The following is a 16149-nucleotide window of genomic DNA, read 5'->3' as shown; positions in this document are numbered from 1 at the left end:
GGCGTCGAGATGGTGATGCCGGGTGACAACATCAAGATGGTGGTCACCCTGATCCATCCGATCGCCATGGACGAAGGCCTGCGCTTCGCGATCCGCGAAGGTGGCCGTACCGTCGGCGCCGGCGTGGTTGCCAAGATCATTAAGTAATATCCGCGGGACCCGGCGCTTCGAGCCCGGGACTCGGAAAGAGCGGTAGTGTTAAGCTTGCTCTTTCGAGTCCCCGGCACTGAGTGTCGGGTCCTGCAAGTTTTAATTTCGTACGCCAGTAGCTCAATTGGCAGAGCAGCGGTCTCCAAAACCGCAGGTTGGGGGTTCGAGTCCCTCCTGGCGTGCCACCTTCCCGAGGATCGATGATGGGTGCTGGTGGCGTCTGGGTTTAAACCCGGGTGCTTCTTTCGCCTGATCGCCGCGCATGAATACCAAGGTAGAACAGCCCAAGGGCTCAAACGCAGCAGATATCGGCAAGCTGGTACTGGCGGGGCTGGTGCTGGCTGCCGGTATTTTTGCCTATTCCTGGTTCAATAATGATCCCAACGTGCCCTCGGCCGTCCGCCTGATCGGCGTGCTGGTGGCGCTGGTAGTGTCGCTGGCGATCGCCGCGACCACTGGCCTGGGTCGCCGCGTCCGCGATTTCCTGGGTGAATCCCAGTTCGAAATGCGCAAGGTCGTCTGGCCGACCCGCGAGGAAACCCTCAAGACCACCGGTATCATCATGGTGGTGGTCGTCATCCTGTCGCTGCTGTTGGGCCTGATTGACTTGATTCTCAAGTCGGTTGTGCTCGACTGGCTGCTCAAGCTGGGTTCGTGAGGAAAAGAGCATGAGCAAGCGTTGGTATGTGGTGCATGCCTATTCCGGCTTCGAAAATCAGGTGCGCAAGTCCCTGACGGAGCGCATTCAGCGTGCTGGAATGGAAGAAAGGTTTGGCGAAGTCCTGGTGCCAACCGAGGAAGTGATCGAGATGCGTGGTGGCCAGAAGCGCCGCAGCGATCGCAAGTTCTTCCCGGGTTACGTGCTGGTCCAGATCGAGACGGACACCGAAGGCAAAGCGCCGCGCATCGACGATGAGTGCTGGCATTTGGTCAAGGAAACCCCGAAAGTCATGGGTTTCATCGGTGGTACCGCTGATCGTCCGCTGCCGATTCGTGACAGCGAGGCCGATGCCATCCTCAGCCGTGTCCGCGAGGGCGTGGAAAAGCCGAAGCCGAAGGTCCTCTTCGAGCCGGGCGAGATGGTCCGCGTCACCGACGGTCCGTTCAACGACTTCAATGGCGTTGTCGAAGAAGTCAATTACGAAAAGAGCCGTCTGCGTGTCGCCGTGCTGATCTTCGGCCGTTCGACCCCGGTGGAGCTCGAGTTCGGTCAGGTCGAGAAGGCCTGATGGATGGGGCCGCTCCCCGGAGGGCGGCCAGGTAAGACGGGTGGGCAGGGTGACCTGCCGAGTCTCAGGTTAACCTGAGATGCGCTCATGACCCGCCGAGCGGGTATCCAGGTGTGCTAGGCACACCACTTGCTTAAAAACTGTTCAATCCTTACACTATGCGGTTCACGCTGGGGCATTTGCCTCGGCGTGTCCGTATTTTCAGGGTTCGCAGGAACGCGAATCCTTCGTCCATCCAGGGAAAGATTGACTGCGAGGAGCCGCAAGGCGCTTGAACTCGCGAGGAAAATCCAATGGCAAAGAAAGTCGTCGGTTACATCAAGCTGCAGGTCAAGGCCGGTCAGGCCAACCCGTCGCCGCCGGTGGGTCCCGCCCTCGGTCAGCGCGGCCTGAACATCATGGAATTCTGCAAGGCGTTCAATGCCGCCACGCAGAAGCTGGAGCCGGGTCTCCCGATCCCCGTGATCATCACGGCCTATTCGGACCGTAGCTTCACCTTTATCACCAAGACCCCGCCCGCCACCGTGCTGATCAAGAAGGTCACCGGCGTCGCCAAGGGTTCGTCCAAGCCGAACACCGACAAGGTGGGCAAGGTCACGCGCAAGCAGCTTGAAGAAGTTGCCAAGCAGAAGGAGCCGGATCTCACGGCTGCGGATCTGGACGCTGCCGTTCGCACCATCGCTGGTAGCGCGCGCAGCATGGGCTTGGTGGTGGAGGGCTAAGACATGGCAAAGATCACGAAGCGTATGAAGGCCGCTCAGGCCGCAGTGCAGCCGGGCAAGTTCTACGGCCTGGAAGAAGCCCTCAATATCGTCAAGAGCAACGCCAAGGCGAAGTTCGCTGAGTCCGTGGACGTTTCCGTCCGCCTCGGCATCGACGCCAAGAAGTCCGACCAGGGCGTGCGTGGTTCGTCGCTGCTGCCGCACGGCACCGGCAAGACCGTCAAGGTCGCCGTGTTCGTTCCGGCTGGCGAGAAGGCTGAAGCCGCGAAGGCCGCTGGTGCCGACGCTGTCGGCATGGACGACCTGGCCGAGCGCATGCAGGCTGGCGATCTCGACTTCGGTCGCGTGATTGCTACGCCGGACGCGATGCGCGTTGTCGGTAAGCTCGGTCAGCTGCTCGGCCCGCGTGGCCTGATGCCGAACCCGAAGGACGGCTCGGTCACCGCCGACGTCGCCACGGCCGTCAAGAACGCCAAGGCCGGCCAGGTGAAGTTCCGCAACGACAAGGCGGGCATCATTCACGCCACGATCGGCAAGGCCAGCTTCGAGGCTGCCCAGCTCGCTGACAACCTCAACGCGCTGATCGCCGACCTGCTGAAGGCCAAGCCGGCCACCGCGAAGGGTCAGTATCTGCAGAAGATCGCCCTGTCCAGCACCATGGGCGTTGGCGTGCCGGTCGATACCTCGACCGTCTCGACCTCGGCCAAGTAAGACATCAAGACCTGCGTCGGCTTCAGGCCGGCGCAGGCACGTTTTTGAGGGCAGGCCAAGGCCTTGTGCCGAAGCCGCCGTCAAAGACCGCAGGCGCGATCAACGCGCGACGACGACGAGCAGGGAGCTCGTGTTGGCATGGAAACGCCGTCGTCGCCAACGAGGTCGCTTAATCGGATTCCTTGTGAAGCCGGCCTGCGCAGATGGTGATGCCCCTTCTGGAATTCGTGTTCTGGAAAGGCCACCACCCGGGATACCCCGTATCCCCGACGTCATGGATGGCGTCGCTCAGGACCGCAAGCGGCAGGAGCCGTGAGCGGAATTCAAAAGAGGAGTGAAAGATGGCTCTTAATCTGTCTCAGAAGCAAGAAGTAGTCGCCGAGCTGGCAGAAGTCGCCTCGAAGGCACACTCCTTGGTTGCTGCCGAGTACGCAGGCACCACGGTCTCTCAGATGACCGCGATGCGCAAGAAGGCCCGTGAGTCGGGCGTGTTCCTGAAAGTTGTCAAGAACACGCTGGCATCGCGCGCCGTGGCTGGTACCGAATTCGAGGTCGTCAAGGACGCTCTCGTCGGTCCGCTGCTGTATGCGTTCTCGACCGAGGAGCCCGGCGCTGCCGGTCGCCTGATCAAGGAATTCGCCAAGAGCAACGACAAGCTGAAGGCTAAGGTCGTCTCCGTGGAAGGCAAGTTGCTGCCGGCTTCGCACGTCGAAGTCCTGGCCTCGCTGCCGACCCGCGAAGAAGCCCTCGCCATGCTCGCCCGCGTGCTGGCCGAGCCGGCTGCGATGTTCGCTCGCGCGATCAAGGCTGTTGCCGACAAGCAGGGTGGTGGCGAAGAAGCCGCTGCACCCGCTACGGCTGAAGCCTGATCCCGTCGACTATCCACACCGAATTAATTTCCAGAGGTAATTGAAATGTCCCTGACCAACGAACAGATCGTTGAAGCCGTTGCCGCCAAGTCGCTCATGGAAGTGATGGAGCTGGTGAAGGCCATCGAAGAGAAGTTTGGCGTTTCCGCCGCTGCCCCGGTCATGATGGCCGCTGGCCCGGCCGCCGCCGGCCCGGCTGCTGAAGAGCAGACCGAGTTTGACGTCATCCTGAAGAGCGCCGGCGAGAAGAAGGTCGACGTGATCAAGGCCGTCCGCGCCATCACGGGCCTGGGCCTGAAGGAAGCGAAGGACCTGACCGAAGCCGGTGGCGTCGTGAAGGAAGCCGCTTCGAAGGACGACGCTGCCAAGTTCAAGAAGGACCTGGAAGCTGCCGGCGCTACGGTTGAACTGAAGTAATTGGCGCCTTGCGCGCCATCAGTTTGATCTAGCGTCAAGCGAGCCTGGGAGCGCAAGCTCCCGGGCTTTGCCTGCTTTAGAAGGGAATGGCCAATGGGGAATAGGGAATAGCCCGAAACAGGGCGTTTTCGATTCCCGATTCCCGATTCTCTATTCCCGATTAAGTCGAATACACAACCGAGGCGGTACCCACCATGACCTACTCGTTTACCGAGAAAAAGCGCATCCGCAAGGACTTCGGCAAGCGTCCCCCTGTACTGGGCGTGCCGAACCTGCTGACCATCCAGACTGATTCCTACCGGGAGTTCCTGCAGGAGCACGTCGCCTCGAAGCAGCGCGACGACAAGGGTCTGCATGCCGCCTTGAAGTCGGTTTTCCCGATCGTCAGCTACTCGGGCAATGCTGCCCTCGAGTACGTCGACTATCGCCTGGGCGAGCCCGCCTTCGATGAGCGTGAATGCCGCAACCGCGGCATGACCTTCGGCGCCCCGCTGCGCGTCACCGTGCGCCTGGTCATCTATGACAAGGACAGTCCGGCGTCGCGCAAGGCCGTGAAGTACGTGAAGGAGCAGGAAGTCTACATGGGCGAAATTCCGCTCATGACGGACACCGGCACCTTCATCATCAACGGCACCGAGCGCGTCATCGTCTCGCAGCTGCACCGTTCGCCGGGCGTGTTCTTCGATCACGACCGCGGCAAGACGCACAGCTCGGGCAAGCTGCTGTTCTCCGCGCGCGTCATTCCTTACCGTGGTTCGTGGCTCGACTTTGAGTTCGACCCGAAGGATGCGCTGTACACGCGTATCGATCGTCGCCGCAAGCTGCCGGTGACGGTGCTGCTGCGCGCGCTCGGTTACACCAACGAAGAGATGCTGAGCATCTTCTTCGAGCACAACGTGTTCCACCTGGGCAAGAAGGACACCACCACGCTCGAGCTCGTCGCCGAGCGCCTGCGCGGTGAAACCCTGAGCTTCGACCTGGCCGTGGGCGACAAGGTGCTGGTGGAAGCCGGCAAGCGCATCACTGCGCGCCACGTTCGTCAGCTGGCCGCCGAAAACATCACCGCGCTTGAAGTGCCGGGCGACTACCCGGTCGGCCGCATTCTCGCGATCGACATCGTCGATCCGAAGACCGGTGAACTGCTGGCCCAGGCCAACGACGAAATCACTGCAGAACAGCTCGAGAATTTCCGCAAGGCTGGCATCGAAACGCTGCCGACCCTGTACGTGAACGATCTCGACCGTGGTGCGTACATCTCGCATACCCTGCGCATCGACAACACCAAGACGCCGCTCGAGGCGCTGGTGGAAATCTATCGCATGATGCGTCCGGGCGAGCCGCCGACGAAGGACGCTGCGCAGAACCTGTTCTACAACCTGTTCTTCACCTTTGACCGCTACGACCTGTCGGCCGTGGGTCGCATGAAGTTCAATCGTCGCGTCGGTCGCCAGGACATCGTCGGCCCGGGCGTTCTGTACGATCACAAGTACTTCGGCGATCGCAAGGAAGAAGAGTCGCAGCGCCTGGTCTCGGAACTGGGTAACAGCTCCGACATCCTCGACGTGCTCAAGGTCCTGATCGACATCAAGAACGGTCATGGCACCGTCGACGACATCGATCACCTGGGCAACCGTCGCGTGCGTTCGGTCGGCGAAATGGCCGAGAACACCTTCCGCATCGGCCTGGTACGCGTCGAGCGCGCCGTGCGTGAGCGTCTGTCGCTGGCCGAGTCCGAGGGTCTGACCCCGCAGGAACTCATCAACGCCAAGCCGGTCGCGGCCGCGGTGAAGGAGTTCTTCGGCTCCTCGCAGCTCAGCCAGTTCATGGACCAGAACAACCCGCTGTCCGAAGTGACGCACAAGCGCCGCGTCTCGGCCCTTGGCCCGGGTGGTCTGACGCGTGAGCGCGCCGGCTTCGAAGTCCGCGACGTTCATCCGACCCATTACGGCCGCGTCTGCACCATTGAGACGCCGGAAGGCCCGAACATCGGCCTGATCAACTCGCTCGCCGTTTACGCGCGCACCAATGCCTATGGCTTCCTCGAGACGCCGTACCGCAAGGTCGTGGGTGGCAAGGTGACCGACAAGGTGGATTACCTGTCGGCCATCGAAGAAGGCGACCACGTGATCGCGCAGGCGAACTCGCCGCTCAACAAGGACGGCAGCTTCATCGAAGACTTCGTGTCCTGCCGTTTCCGCGGTGAGTCCGAACTGCGTCCGGCGTCCGACGTTGGCTACATGGACGTTTCGCCCATGCAGACCGTGTCGGTGGCAGCGGCTCTCGTGCCGTTCCTCGAGCACGATGACGCGAACCGCGCACTGATGGGCGCGAACATGCAGCGTCAGGCCGTGCCGACCCTGCGTTCGCAGACCCCGCTGGTCGGTACCGGCATCGAGCGCGCCGTGGCGCGTGACTCGGGCGTCATCGTCAGCGCCAAGCGCGGTGGCGTGATCGACCAGGTCGACGCTGGCCGTATCGTCGTGCGCGTGAACGAAGAAGAAGTCGGCGACAACGACGCCGGCGTCGATATCTACACGCTGACCAAGTACACCCGTTCCAACCAGAACACCAACCTCAACCAGCGTCCGCTGGTGAAGGTCGGTGACATCGTGGCGAAGGGCGACACGCTGGCCGACGGTTCGTCGACCGACCTGGGCGAGCTCGCGCTCGGCCAGAACATGCTGATCGCCTTCATGCCGTGGAACGGCTACAACTTCGAAGACTCGATCCTGCTCTCCGAGCGCGTCGTGCAGGAAGACCGCTACACCTCGATCCACATCGAGGAGCTGTCGTGCATCGCGCGTGACACCAAGCTGGGCGCCGAGGAAATCACCGCCGACATCCCGAACGTGGGTGAGCAGGCGCTGGCCCGTCTCGACGAGTCCGGCATCGTGTACATCGGCGCCGAAGTGAAGGCCGGTGACATCATGGTCGGCAAGGTTACGCCGAAGGGCGAAAGCCAGCTGACCCCGGAAGAGAAGCTGCTGCGCGCGATCTTCGGTGAGAAGGCCTCGGACGTGAAGGACAGCTCGCTGCGCGTGCCCCCGGGCATGGACGGCACCGTCATCGACGTGCAGGTCTTCACCCGCGACGGCATCGAGAAAGACAAGCGTGCTCGCCAGATCGAGGAGATGGAAGTCAAGCGCATCCGCAAGGACCTTGATGACCAGTTCCGCATCCTGGAAGGCGCCATCTACAACCGTATGCGCACGCAGCTCGTTGGCAAGATCGCCAACAGCGGCCCGGGCGGTCTGAAGCGCGGTACGCCGGTTGACGACGCCTACCTCGACTCCTTGAAGAAGGACGACTGGTTCAAGGTCAACGTCAAGGACGAGGACGTCACCGAGTTCCTCGAGCGCGCGGCCGATCAGATCAAGCGTCACAAGGAAGAGTTCGACAAGCGCTTCAAGGAGAAGCAGGGCAAGATCACCCAGGGTGACGACCTCGCTCCGGGCGTGCTGAAGATGGTCAAGGTGTTCCTGGCCGTGAAGCGCCGCATCCAGCCGGGCGACAAGATGGCCGGTCGCCACGGTAACAAGGGTGTGGTGTCCAACGTGGTGCCGGTGGAAGACATGCCGTTCTCCGCCGACGGTACGCCGGTCGACATCGTGCTGAACCCGCTGGGCGTGCCTTCGCGTATGAACATCGGCCAGATTTTGGAAGTCCATCTTGGCTGGGCCGCAAAGGGCCTGGGCAAGAAGATCCAGAAGATGCTCGAAGCTCAGGCCAAGGTGGCGCAGATCCGCGAGTTCCTCGATCAGATCTACAACCACCACGTGGCCGGTGCCGTGCAGCACGTGGATCTCAAGTCGCTGACCGACGAAGAGATCTTCGCGCTCGCCAACAACCTGCAGCAAGGTGTTCCGATGGCGACGCCGGTGTTCGACGGCGCCGAGGAAACCGAGATCAAGGCGATGCTGAAGCTGGCGGATCTGCCCGAGTCGGGTCAGACCACGCTGTTCGACGGCCGTACCGGCGAAGCATTCGATCGTCCGGTCACCGTCGGCTACATGCACTACCTGAAACTCAACCACCTTGTCGACGACAAGATGCACGCGCGTTCGACCGGTCCGTACTCGCTCGTCACCCAGCAGCCGTTGGGCGGCAAGGCGCAGTTCGGTGGTCAGCGCTTCGGCGAAATGGAAGTCTGGGCACTCGAAGCCTACGGCGCGGCCTACACCCTGCAGGAAATGCTGACGGTGAAGTCCGACGACGTGCAGGGCCGTAACCAGATGTACAAGAACATCGTCGACGGCAACCACGAGATGGCGGCCGGCATGCCGGAATCCTTCAACGTGTTGGTGAAGGAAATCCGCTCGCTCGGCATCGATATCGATCTGGAAGAGATCAAGTGAATGGTCGGGACCCGGGGTCATGCCCCGGGTCCCGGATAAGCCAAGCCCCGGTTATTCCGTGGATCCCGACCATAGAGATAGCTCCAAGCGGAGACTCACATGAAAGACTTGCTGAATCTGTTCAACCAGCAGCGCACCGCGCCGGATTTTGACTCGATCAAGATCGCGCTTGCCTCGCCCGAACTGATCCGTTCCTGGTCCTACGGCGAAGTAAAGAAGCCGGAAACCATTAACTACCGTACGTTCAAGCCTGAGCGTGACGGCCTGTTCTGCGCCGCGATCTTTGGTCCGGTCAAGGACTACGAGTGCCTGTGCGGCAAGTACAAGCGCATGAAGCACCGCGGCGTCGTCTGCGAAAAGTGCGGCACCGAAGTCACCCTCGCCAAGGTGCGTCGCGAGCGCATGGGCCACATCGAGCTGGCCAGCCCGACCGCGCACATCTGGTTCCTCAAGTCGCTGCCGTCGCGCATCGGCCTGATGCTGGACATGACGCTGCGCGACATCGAGCGCATCCTGTACTTCGAAGCCTTCGTGGTGATCGATCCGGGTCTGACGGCGCTTGAGCGCGGCCAGCTCCTGAGCGAAGACCAGTACCTCGAAGCCGTCGAAGAGCACGGTGACGAGTTCGACGCGCGCATGGGTGCCGAGGCTGTGTACGAGCTGCTGAAGTCGCTCGACCTGCCGGGCGAAGTCATTCGCCTCAAGGAAGAAATCGCATCCACCAACTCCGAGACCAAGCTCAAGCGCCTCACCAAGCGCGTGAAGCTGATCGAGGCGTTCCTGGAGTCGGGCAACCGTCCGGAATGGATGGTGCTGACCGTGCTGCCGGTGCTCCCGCCGGACCTGCGTCCGCTGGTCCCGCTGGATGGCGGCCGTTTCGCCACGTCCGACCTCAATGACCTGTACCGCCGCGTCATCAACCGTAACAACCGCCTGAAGCGTCTGCTTGAGCTCAATGCGCCCGACATCATCGTGCGCAACGAAAAGCGCATGCTGCAGGAATCGGTCGATGCGCTGCTCGACAACGGCCGTCGCGGTCGTGCCATCACCGGCACGAACAAGCGCGCGCTGAAGTCGCTGGCCGACATGATCAAGGGCAAGCAGGGCCGCTTCCGTCAGAACCTGCTCGGCAAGCGCGTGGACTACTCCGGTCGTTCGGTGATCGTGGTCGGTCCGACCCTGCGCCTGCACCAGTGCGGCCTGCCCAAGAAGATGGCGCTTGAGCTGTTCAAGCCCTTCATCTTTGCCAAGCTGCAGGCCCGCGGCGAAGCCACCACCATCAAGGCCGCCAAGAAGCTCGTCGAGCGCGAAGAAGGCCAGGTGTGGGACATCCTCGAAGAGGTGATCCGCGAGCATCCCGTGATGCTGAACCGCGCGCCGACCCTGCACCGTCTGGGCATCCAGGCGTTTGAGCCGAAGCTGATCGAAGGCAAGGCCATCCAGCTGCATCCGCTCGTCTGTACGGCATTCAACGCCGACTTCGACGGTGACCAGATGGCTGTGCACGTGCCGCTGTCGATCGAGGCGCAGCTCGAAGCCCGCGCCCTGATGATGGCGACCAACAACATCCTCTCGCCCGCCAACGGCGAGCCGATCATCGTGCCGACGCAGGACGTGGTGCTTGGTCTGTACTACATGACCCGCGAACTGGTGAACGCGAAGGGCACCGGCATGGTGTTCTCGGGTATCGGCGAAGTGCGTCGTGCGTATGACAACCGCGCCGTGCAACTGCACGCCAAGATCAAGGTCCGCATCAACCAGGTGCAGATCGACGAAGACGGCAACCGGACGTCCGGTACCGCCATCGTCGACACCACCGTCGGTCGCGCGCTGCTCATCGAGATCATGCCGGAAGGCCTGCCGTTCTCCCTGGTCAACGTTGAGCTGACCAAGAAGAACATCTCGCGCCTGATCAACGCCTGCTACCGTCGCCTGGGTCTGAAGGACACGGTCGTGTTCGGTGACCAGCTGATGTACACCGGCTTCCGCTTCGCGACTCGCGCCGGTATCTCCATCGGCATCGATGACATGATCATCCCGGCCGAGAAGAAGGGCATCCTCGAGGAAGCCGAGAAGGAAGTCGTCGAGATCCAGGAGCAGTACCAGTCGGGTCTCGTGACTGCCGGCGAGCGCTACAACAAGGTCGTCGACATCTGGTCGCGTACCAACGAACTCGTCGCCAAGGCGATGATCGACGGTATCGGTACCGAGAAGGTGGTTGATACCGAAGGCAAGACCGTCGCCCAGAAGTCCATGAACTCGCTGTACATCATGGCCGACTCCGGCGCTCGTGGTTCGGTGGCCCAGATTCGTCAGCTGGCTGGTATGCGCGGCCTGATGGCTCGTCCGGACGGCTCGATCATCGAGACGCCCATCAAGGCGAACTTCCGCGAAGGCCTGAACGTTCTGCAGTACTTCAACTCGACCCACGGTGCTCGTAAGGGCCTGGCGGATACGGCGCTGAAGACCGCGAACTCCGGTTACCTCACCCGTCGTCTCGTCGACGTGGCGCAGGACGTGGTCATCACCTCGACCGATTGCGGTACCGAGGATGGCCTGATCATGCAGCCGATCGTTGAAGGCGGTGACGTGGTCGAGCCGTTGCGCGAGCGCGTGCTCGGTCGCGTCGTGGTCGAGGACGTCTATGGCCCCGGCAACGACGACGATCCGATCGTCACCCGCGACACCCTGCTGGACGAAGCCCTGGTCGAAAAGCTCGACAAGGCCGGCGTGCAGTCGATCAAGGTGCGTTCGCCGATCACCTGCCATGCGTCGCATGGCGTGTGCGCCCTGTGCTACGGCCGCGATCTGGCCCGTGGTCACCTGGTGAACATGGGTGAAGCGGTCGGCGTGGTTGCCGCGCAGTCCATCGGTGAGCCGGGTACCCAGCTGACCATGCGTACGTTCCACATCGGTGGTGCGGCGTCGCGAGCAGCTGCGGTCGACAACGTCACGGTGAAGACCACCGGTACGCTGAAGTTCAACAACCTCAAGACGGTGCAGCACACCCAGGGTCACCTGGTCGCCGTGTCGCGTTCGGGTGAAGTGTCGGTCATCGATGCCAACGGCCGCGAGCGTGAGCGCTACAAGGTGCCTTACGGCGCCACCATCGCCATCAAGGACGGCGATGCGGTCAAGGCTGGCCAGACCGTGGCCAACTGGGATCCGCATACCCATCCGATCGTGTCGGAAGTGGCCGGTACCGTTCGCTTCATCGACTTCATCGATGGCGTGACCGTGCAGAGCCAGACCGATGAACTGACCGGCCTGGAGTCGGCGGTGGTGACGGATCCGAAGCGCCGTGGTACGGCCGCCAAGGACCTGCGCCCGATCGTCCGCCTGGAAGATGCCAAGGGCCGCGAGCTCAAGCTGCCGGGTACCGACGTGCCTGCGCAGTACATGCTGCCCGCCGGCGCGATCGTGTCGATCCAGAACGGCGTGGAAGTGGGTGTGGGTGACGTGGTCGCCCGTATCCCGCAGGAAACGTCGAAGACCCGCGACATTACCGGTGGTCTGCCCCGCGTGGCCGACTTGTTCGAAGCCCGCAAGCCGAAGGAACCGGCGATCCTGGCCGAGCGCTCCGGTGTGGTCAGCTTCGGCAAGGACACCAAGGGCAAGCAGCGTCTGATCATCAAGGACGTGGACGGCAACGAGCACGAAGAGCTGATTCCGAAGTGGCGCCAGGTCATCGTGTTCGAAGGCGAGCACGTGGAGAAGGGTGAAACCGTCGTGGACGGCGAGCCCAATCCGCATGACATCCTGCGCCTGCTGGGTGTGCAGCCGCTGGCTGCCTACCTGGTCAAGGAAATCCAGGACGTCTACCGTCTGCAGGGCGTGAAGATCAATGACAAGCACATCGAAGCGATCATTCGCCAGATGCTGCGTAAGGTTGAAATCACGGAGACCGGCGAGAGCCATTACCTCCGTGGTGAACAGGTCGAGCGCGTGCGCATCAATGCCGAAAACGACCGTGCCGTTGCCCGCAACGAGCGTCCGGCCGAGTACCAGTCGGTGTTGCTGGGTATCACCAAGGCTTCGCTGGCCACCGAGTCGTTCATCTCGGCGGCCTCGTTCCAGGAAACCACCCGCGTTCTTACCGAAGCGGCGGTTCGTGGCACGCGCGATACCTTGCGTGGCCTGAAGGAAAATGTTATTGTCGGCCGTCTCATTCCGGCAGGTACGGGTCTGGCTTACCACGCACAGCGTCGGCGCCAGGGCGGTCTTACCGCCTCGGAACTGGAAACCCTCTCGGGTTCCTCGTCTCCGGTCACCTTCGCGGAGGCCACCGTCGGTAGCGACAATGGTTCGGAGTAAGGCCCTCGGCCTTATTCGCTAACATACGAAATGAGGCGCAAGGATTGCGCCTCGTGTTCGAGTCATGGAGGGCAGGGCGTCAGCTTGTCTGTGACGAGCTGCCCATGTTAAATTCCCGCTTCTTGGCAGACCGAGCTGATTCGGTCTGCCTTTATGTTTCTCAGGAAAAGTTTCGCATGTCGACTATCAACCAGTTGGTGCGCAAGTCCCGCAGCCCGAAGAGCTACAAGAGCGCTTCTCCGGCACTGCAGAACAGCCCGCAGCGTCGCGGCGTGTGCACGCGCGTTTACACCACCACCCCGAAGAAGCCGAACTCGGCCCTGCGTAAGGTTGCCAAGGTGCGCCTCACCAACGGTTACGAGGTCATCAGCTACATCGGCGGTGAAGGCCACAACCTTCAGGAGCACTCGGTGGTGCTGATCCGCGGCGGTCGCGTCAAGGATCTCCCCGGTGTTCGTTACCACACGGTGCGCGGCAGTCTCGACTGCGCCGGCGTCGCCAAGCGCCGCCAGTCGCGCTCCAAGTACGGCGCCAAGCGCCCGAAGAGCTAAGAGTCAGAGGACAGATACATGTCGCGTAAAGGTTCCCATCCCGCCCGTCTGGTCCTTCCGGACCCCAAGCACGGAAGCCAGCTGATTGCCCGTTTCATCAATATGGTGATGAAGAGCGGCAAAAAGTCCGTGGCCGAAAGCATCGTTTACGGTGCTCTTGATCACCTGGGCGAAAAGCACGCCGAGCCGGTGGCTCTGGTTGAAAAGGCGCTCAACAACATCGCTCCGGCGGTCGAAGTGAAGTCGCGTCGCGTTGGCGGTGCCACCTACCAGGTGCCCGTCGAAGTGCGTTCCGGTCGCCGCATGGCGCTGGCCATGCGCTGGGCCATCGAATCCGCCCGTAAGCGTGGCGAGACCTCGATGCCGCGCAAGCTGGCAGCCGAGCTGCTGGAAGCTTCCGAAAATCGCGGTGGCGCGATCAAGAAGCGCGAAGAAACGCACCGCATGGCCGAGGCCAACAAGGCCTTCTCGCATTACCGCTGGTAAGCATCAGACCAATTAGAGGTTAGTACCGTGGCACGCACCACTCCCATCGAGCGCTACCGCAACTTCGGCATCATGGCTCACATCGATGCCGGCAAGACCACCACCACGGAGCGCATCCTGTTCTACACCGGCGTCAGTCATAAGATTGGCGAGGTGCATGACGGTGCAGCGACGATGGACTGGATGGAGCAGGAGCAGGAGCGCGGCATCACCATTACGTCGGCGGCAACGACGGCGTTCTGGAAGGGCATGGATCGTTCCTTGCCCGAGCATCGCTTCAACATCATTGACACCCCTGGACACGTCGACTTCACCATCGAAGTGGAGCGCTCGCTGCGCGTCCTCGACGGTGCGGTGTTCGTGCTCTGCGCCGTGGGTGGCGTGCAGCCGCAGTCGGAAACCGTGTGGCGTCAGGCCAACAAGTACGGCGTGCCGCGTCTTGCGTTCGTCAACAAGATGGATCGCACCGGTGCCAACTTCGACAAGGTCGTTGACCAGCTGAAGGCTCGTCTGGGCGCCAACCCCGTCCCGATGCAGGTGCCGATCGGCGCCGAAGATAACTTCGAAGGCGTGGTCGACCTGCTCAAGATGAAGGCCATCAAGTGGGACATGGAGTCCCAGGGCATGAAGTTCGAGTACATCGACATCCCGGCCAACCTGGTCGAGAAGTCGAATGCTGCGCGCGAGTTCATGATCGAAGCCGCTGCTGAAGCCAGCGAAGAGCTGATGGAGAAGTACCTTGGCGGCGAAGAGCTGACCGAGGACGAGGTCATCGCTGCTCTGCGTTCGCGTACGCTCAAGAGCGAGATCATCCCGGTCTTCTGCGGTACCGCGTTCAAGAACAAGGGCGTGCAGGCCATGCTCGACGCCGTTGTGCAGCTGCTGCCGTCGCCGAGCGATCGTCCGCCGGTGCAGGGTCACGACGAGGACGACAAGGAAGCCACCCGCAATGCGGATGACAGCGCTCCGTTCTCGGCACTCGCGTTCAAGATCATGACGGACCCGTTCGTGGGCTCGCTGACGTTCTTCCGTGTCTACTCGGGCACCCTGAACGCCGGTGACCAGGTGTACAACCCGGTCAAGTCCAAGAAGGAGCGTATCGGCCGCATCCTGCAGATGCATGCCAACGAGCGTCAGGAAATCAAGGAAGTCCGCGCTGGCGACATCGCCGCTGCGGTCGGCCTGAAGGACGTGACGACCGGTGACACGCTGTGCTCGCAGGACCAGATCATCACCCTGGAGCGCATGACGTTCCCGGAACCGGTGATCTCGATGGCGGTCGAGCCGAAGACGAAGTCCGACCAGGAAAAGATGGGCATCGCGCTGGGTCGCCTGGCTGCCGAAGATCCGTCCTTCCGTGTTCGTACGGACGAAGAATCCGGCCAGACCATCATCTCGGGCATGGGTGAGCTGCATCTGGACATCCTCGTGGACCGCATGAAGCGCGAGTTCAACGTGGAAGCCAACGTCGGCAAGCCGCAGGTGGCCTACCGCGAGACGATCCGCAAGTCGGACGTCAAGTCGGACTACAAGCACGCCAAGCAGTCGGGTGGTAAGGGTCAGTACGGTCACGTCGTGATCGAGCTGTCGCCGATGACCGAAGAAGACAAGAAGCATCCGAACGTCAAGGATGATTTCCTGTTCCTCAACGAGATCACCGGTGGTGTGATTCCGAAGGAATTCATCCCGTCCGTCGAAAAGGGTCTGCGCGAGACGATTACCAGCGGTCCGCTGGCCGGCTTCCCGGTCGTGGGCATCAAGACCAAGCTCGTGTTCGGTTCGTACCATGACGTCGACTCCTCGGAAATGGCGTTCAAGCTCGCCGCGTCGATGGCGTTCAAGGAAGGTTTCCGCAAGGCCGATCCGGTCCTGCTGGAGCCGATCATGAAGGTCGAAGTTGTGACGCCGGAAGAGTACGTCGGTGACGTGATGGGCGACATGAGCCGCCGTCGCGGTCTGCTGCAGGGTCAGGACGACACGCCGTCGGGCAAGACCATCAATGCGATGGTTCCGCTGGGTGAAATGTTCGGCTACGCCACCACCATCCGTTCGCTGACCCAGGGTCGTGCGACGTTCACGATGGAGTTTGACCACTACGCTGAGGCGCCGAGCAACATCGCCGAGCAGGTCATCAAGAAGGCCTGATAAGGCCTTCTTCCTCCCAAACAACATTGTTCTTTTCAGAGGTTTAGAGTCATGGCAAAAGGTAAATTCGAACGCACCAAGCCGCACGTCAACGTCGGCACGATTGGTCACGTGGACCACGGCAAGACGACGCTGACGGCAGCGCTGACGAAGGTCGGTGCCGAGCGTTTCGGTGGCGAATTCAAGGCGTATGACGCGAT

13 protein-coding genes and 1 tRNA gene are annotated in these 16149 nt (G+C 61.8%); all 14 read left to right on the top strand.

The genetic code is table 11. The features are described 5' to 3' along the window. Window positions 1-147, top strand: a 147-nt coding sequence (locus EYV96_RS18625) for an EF-Tu C-terminal domain-related protein (RefSeq protein ID WP_484488892.1), incomplete at its 5' end; no start/stop codon positions are given. Between the two features lie 112 nt (window positions 148-259). Beyond that, window positions 260-335 (top strand) — tRNA-Trp (locus EYV96_RS18620). A 77-nt stretch (window positions 336-412) separates the two neighbouring features. Next, window positions 413-808, top strand: coding sequence for a preprotein translocase subunit SecE (gene secE, locus EYV96_RS18615; protein ID WP_131153107.1), 396 nt, complete (start codon window positions 413-415; stop codon window positions 806-808). Between the two features lie 10 nt (window positions 809-818). Then, window positions 819-1379 carry a transcription termination/antitermination protein NusG gene (gene nusG / locus EYV96_RS18610; protein ID WP_131153106.1) on the top strand — a complete coding sequence of 187 codons (561 nt, stop codon included), beginning with the start codon at window positions 819-821 and terminating at the stop codon, window positions 1377-1379. Window positions 1380-1672: 293 nt separating this feature from the next. Beyond that, window positions 1673-2101, top strand: coding sequence for a 50S ribosomal protein L11 (gene rplK / locus EYV96_RS18605; protein WP_131153105.1), 429 nt, complete (start codon window positions 1673-1675; stop codon window positions 2099-2101). 3 nt (window positions 2102-2104) lie between these two features. Then, the gene (gene rplA, locus EYV96_RS18600; RefSeq protein ID WP_131153104.1) at window positions 2105-2812 is read left to right on the top strand and encodes a 50S ribosomal protein L1; all 708 of its coding nucleotides are present in this window, start codon (window positions 2105-2107) and stop codon (window positions 2810-2812) included. A 341-nt stretch (window positions 2813-3153) separates the two neighbouring features. Further along, window positions 3154-3681: a 50S ribosomal protein L10 gene (gene rplJ / locus EYV96_RS18595; RefSeq protein ID WP_131153103.1), complete on the top strand. Its 528-nt coding sequence runs from the start codon at window positions 3154-3156 to the stop codon at window positions 3679-3681. 45 nt (window positions 3682-3726) lie between these two features. Continuing rightward, window positions 3727-4098: a 50S ribosomal protein L7/L12 gene (gene rplL, locus EYV96_RS18590; RefSeq protein WP_131153102.1), complete on the top strand. Its 372-nt coding sequence runs from the start codon at window positions 3727-3729 to the stop codon at window positions 4096-4098. A 194-nt stretch (window positions 4099-4292) separates the two neighbouring features. Beyond that, entirely contained in the window at window positions 4293-8453 is a 4161-nt protein-coding gene (gene rpoB / locus EYV96_RS18585; RefSeq protein WP_131153101.1) for a DNA-directed RNA polymerase subunit beta, read from the top strand. A gap of 99 nt (window positions 8454-8552) precedes the next feature. Further along, a complete protein-coding gene (rpoC, locus tag EYV96_RS18580; protein WP_131153100.1) occupies window positions 8553-12767 on the top strand; it encodes a DNA-directed RNA polymerase subunit beta' in 4215 nt (1404 codons plus the stop codon). A gap of 176 nt (window positions 12768-12943) precedes the next feature. Then, complete coding sequence (gene rpsL, locus EYV96_RS18575) at window positions 12944-13318, top strand: 30S ribosomal protein S12 (protein ID WP_131153099.1); 375 nt, start codon at window positions 12944-12946, stop codon at window positions 13316-13318. Window positions 13319-13336: 18 nt separating this feature from the next. Then, window positions 13337-13804 (top strand): 30S ribosomal protein S7, encoded by a 468-nt coding sequence (rpsG, locus tag EYV96_RS18570; protein WP_131153098.1) that lies wholly within the window; start codon window positions 13337-13339, stop codon window positions 13802-13804. 27 nt (window positions 13805-13831) lie between these two features. Continuing rightward, window positions 13832-15949, top strand: a complete 2118-nt coding sequence (gene fusA / locus EYV96_RS18565; protein WP_131153097.1) for an elongation factor G — start codon at window positions 13832-13834, stop codon at window positions 15947-15949. A 51-nt stretch (window positions 15950-16000) separates the two neighbouring features. After that, the coding region (locus EYV96_RS18560) for a GTP-binding protein (RefSeq protein ID WP_240732659.1) at window positions 16001-16149 on the top strand (149 nt) is incomplete at its 3' end.

It is taken from the genome of Dyella terrae (assembly GCF_004322705.1).
In the GTDB taxonomy this organism is placed as follows: domain Bacteria; phylum Pseudomonadota; class Gammaproteobacteria; order Xanthomonadales; family Rhodanobacteraceae; genus Dyella_D; species Dyella_D terrae.
The sequence above is the reverse complement of the archived record's forward strand: the minus strand, read 5'-3'. Positions and strand labels throughout refer to the sequence as shown.

Excerpts from the sequence above, each read along its gene's own strand:
- secE (WP_131153107.1), top strand. The coding sequence starts at position 413 with ATGAATACCAAGGTAGAACAGCCCAAGGGCTCAAACGCAGCAGATATC.
- nusG (WP_131153106.1), top strand. The coding sequence starts at position 819 with ATGAGCAAGCGTTGGTATGTGGTGCATGCCTATTCCGGCTTCGAAAAT.
- rplK (WP_131153105.1), top strand. The coding sequence starts at position 1,673 with ATGGCAAAGAAAGTCGTCGGTTACATCAAGCTGCAGGTCAAGGCCGGT.
- rplA (WP_131153104.1), top strand. The coding sequence starts at position 2,105 with ATGGCAAAGATCACGAAGCGTATGAAGGCCGCTCAGGCCGCAGTGCAG.
- rplJ (WP_131153103.1), top strand. The coding sequence starts at position 3,154 with ATGGCTCTTAATCTGTCTCAGAAGCAAGAAGTAGTCGCCGAGCTGGCA.
- rplL (WP_131153102.1), top strand. The coding sequence starts at position 3,727 with ATGTCCCTGACCAACGAACAGATCGTTGAAGCCGTTGCCGCCAAGTCG.
- rpoB (WP_131153101.1), top strand. The coding sequence starts at position 4,293 with ATGACCTACTCGTTTACCGAGAAAAAGCGCATCCGCAAGGACTTCGGC.
- rpoC (WP_131153100.1), top strand. The coding sequence starts at position 8,553 with ATGAAAGACTTGCTGAATCTGTTCAACCAGCAGCGCACCGCGCCGGAT.
- rpsL (WP_131153099.1), top strand. The coding sequence starts at position 12,944 with ATGTCGACTATCAACCAGTTGGTGCGCAAGTCCCGCAGCCCGAAGAGC.
- rpsG (WP_131153098.1), top strand. The coding sequence starts at position 13,337 with ATGTCGCGTAAAGGTTCCCATCCCGCCCGTCTGGTCCTTCCGGACCCC.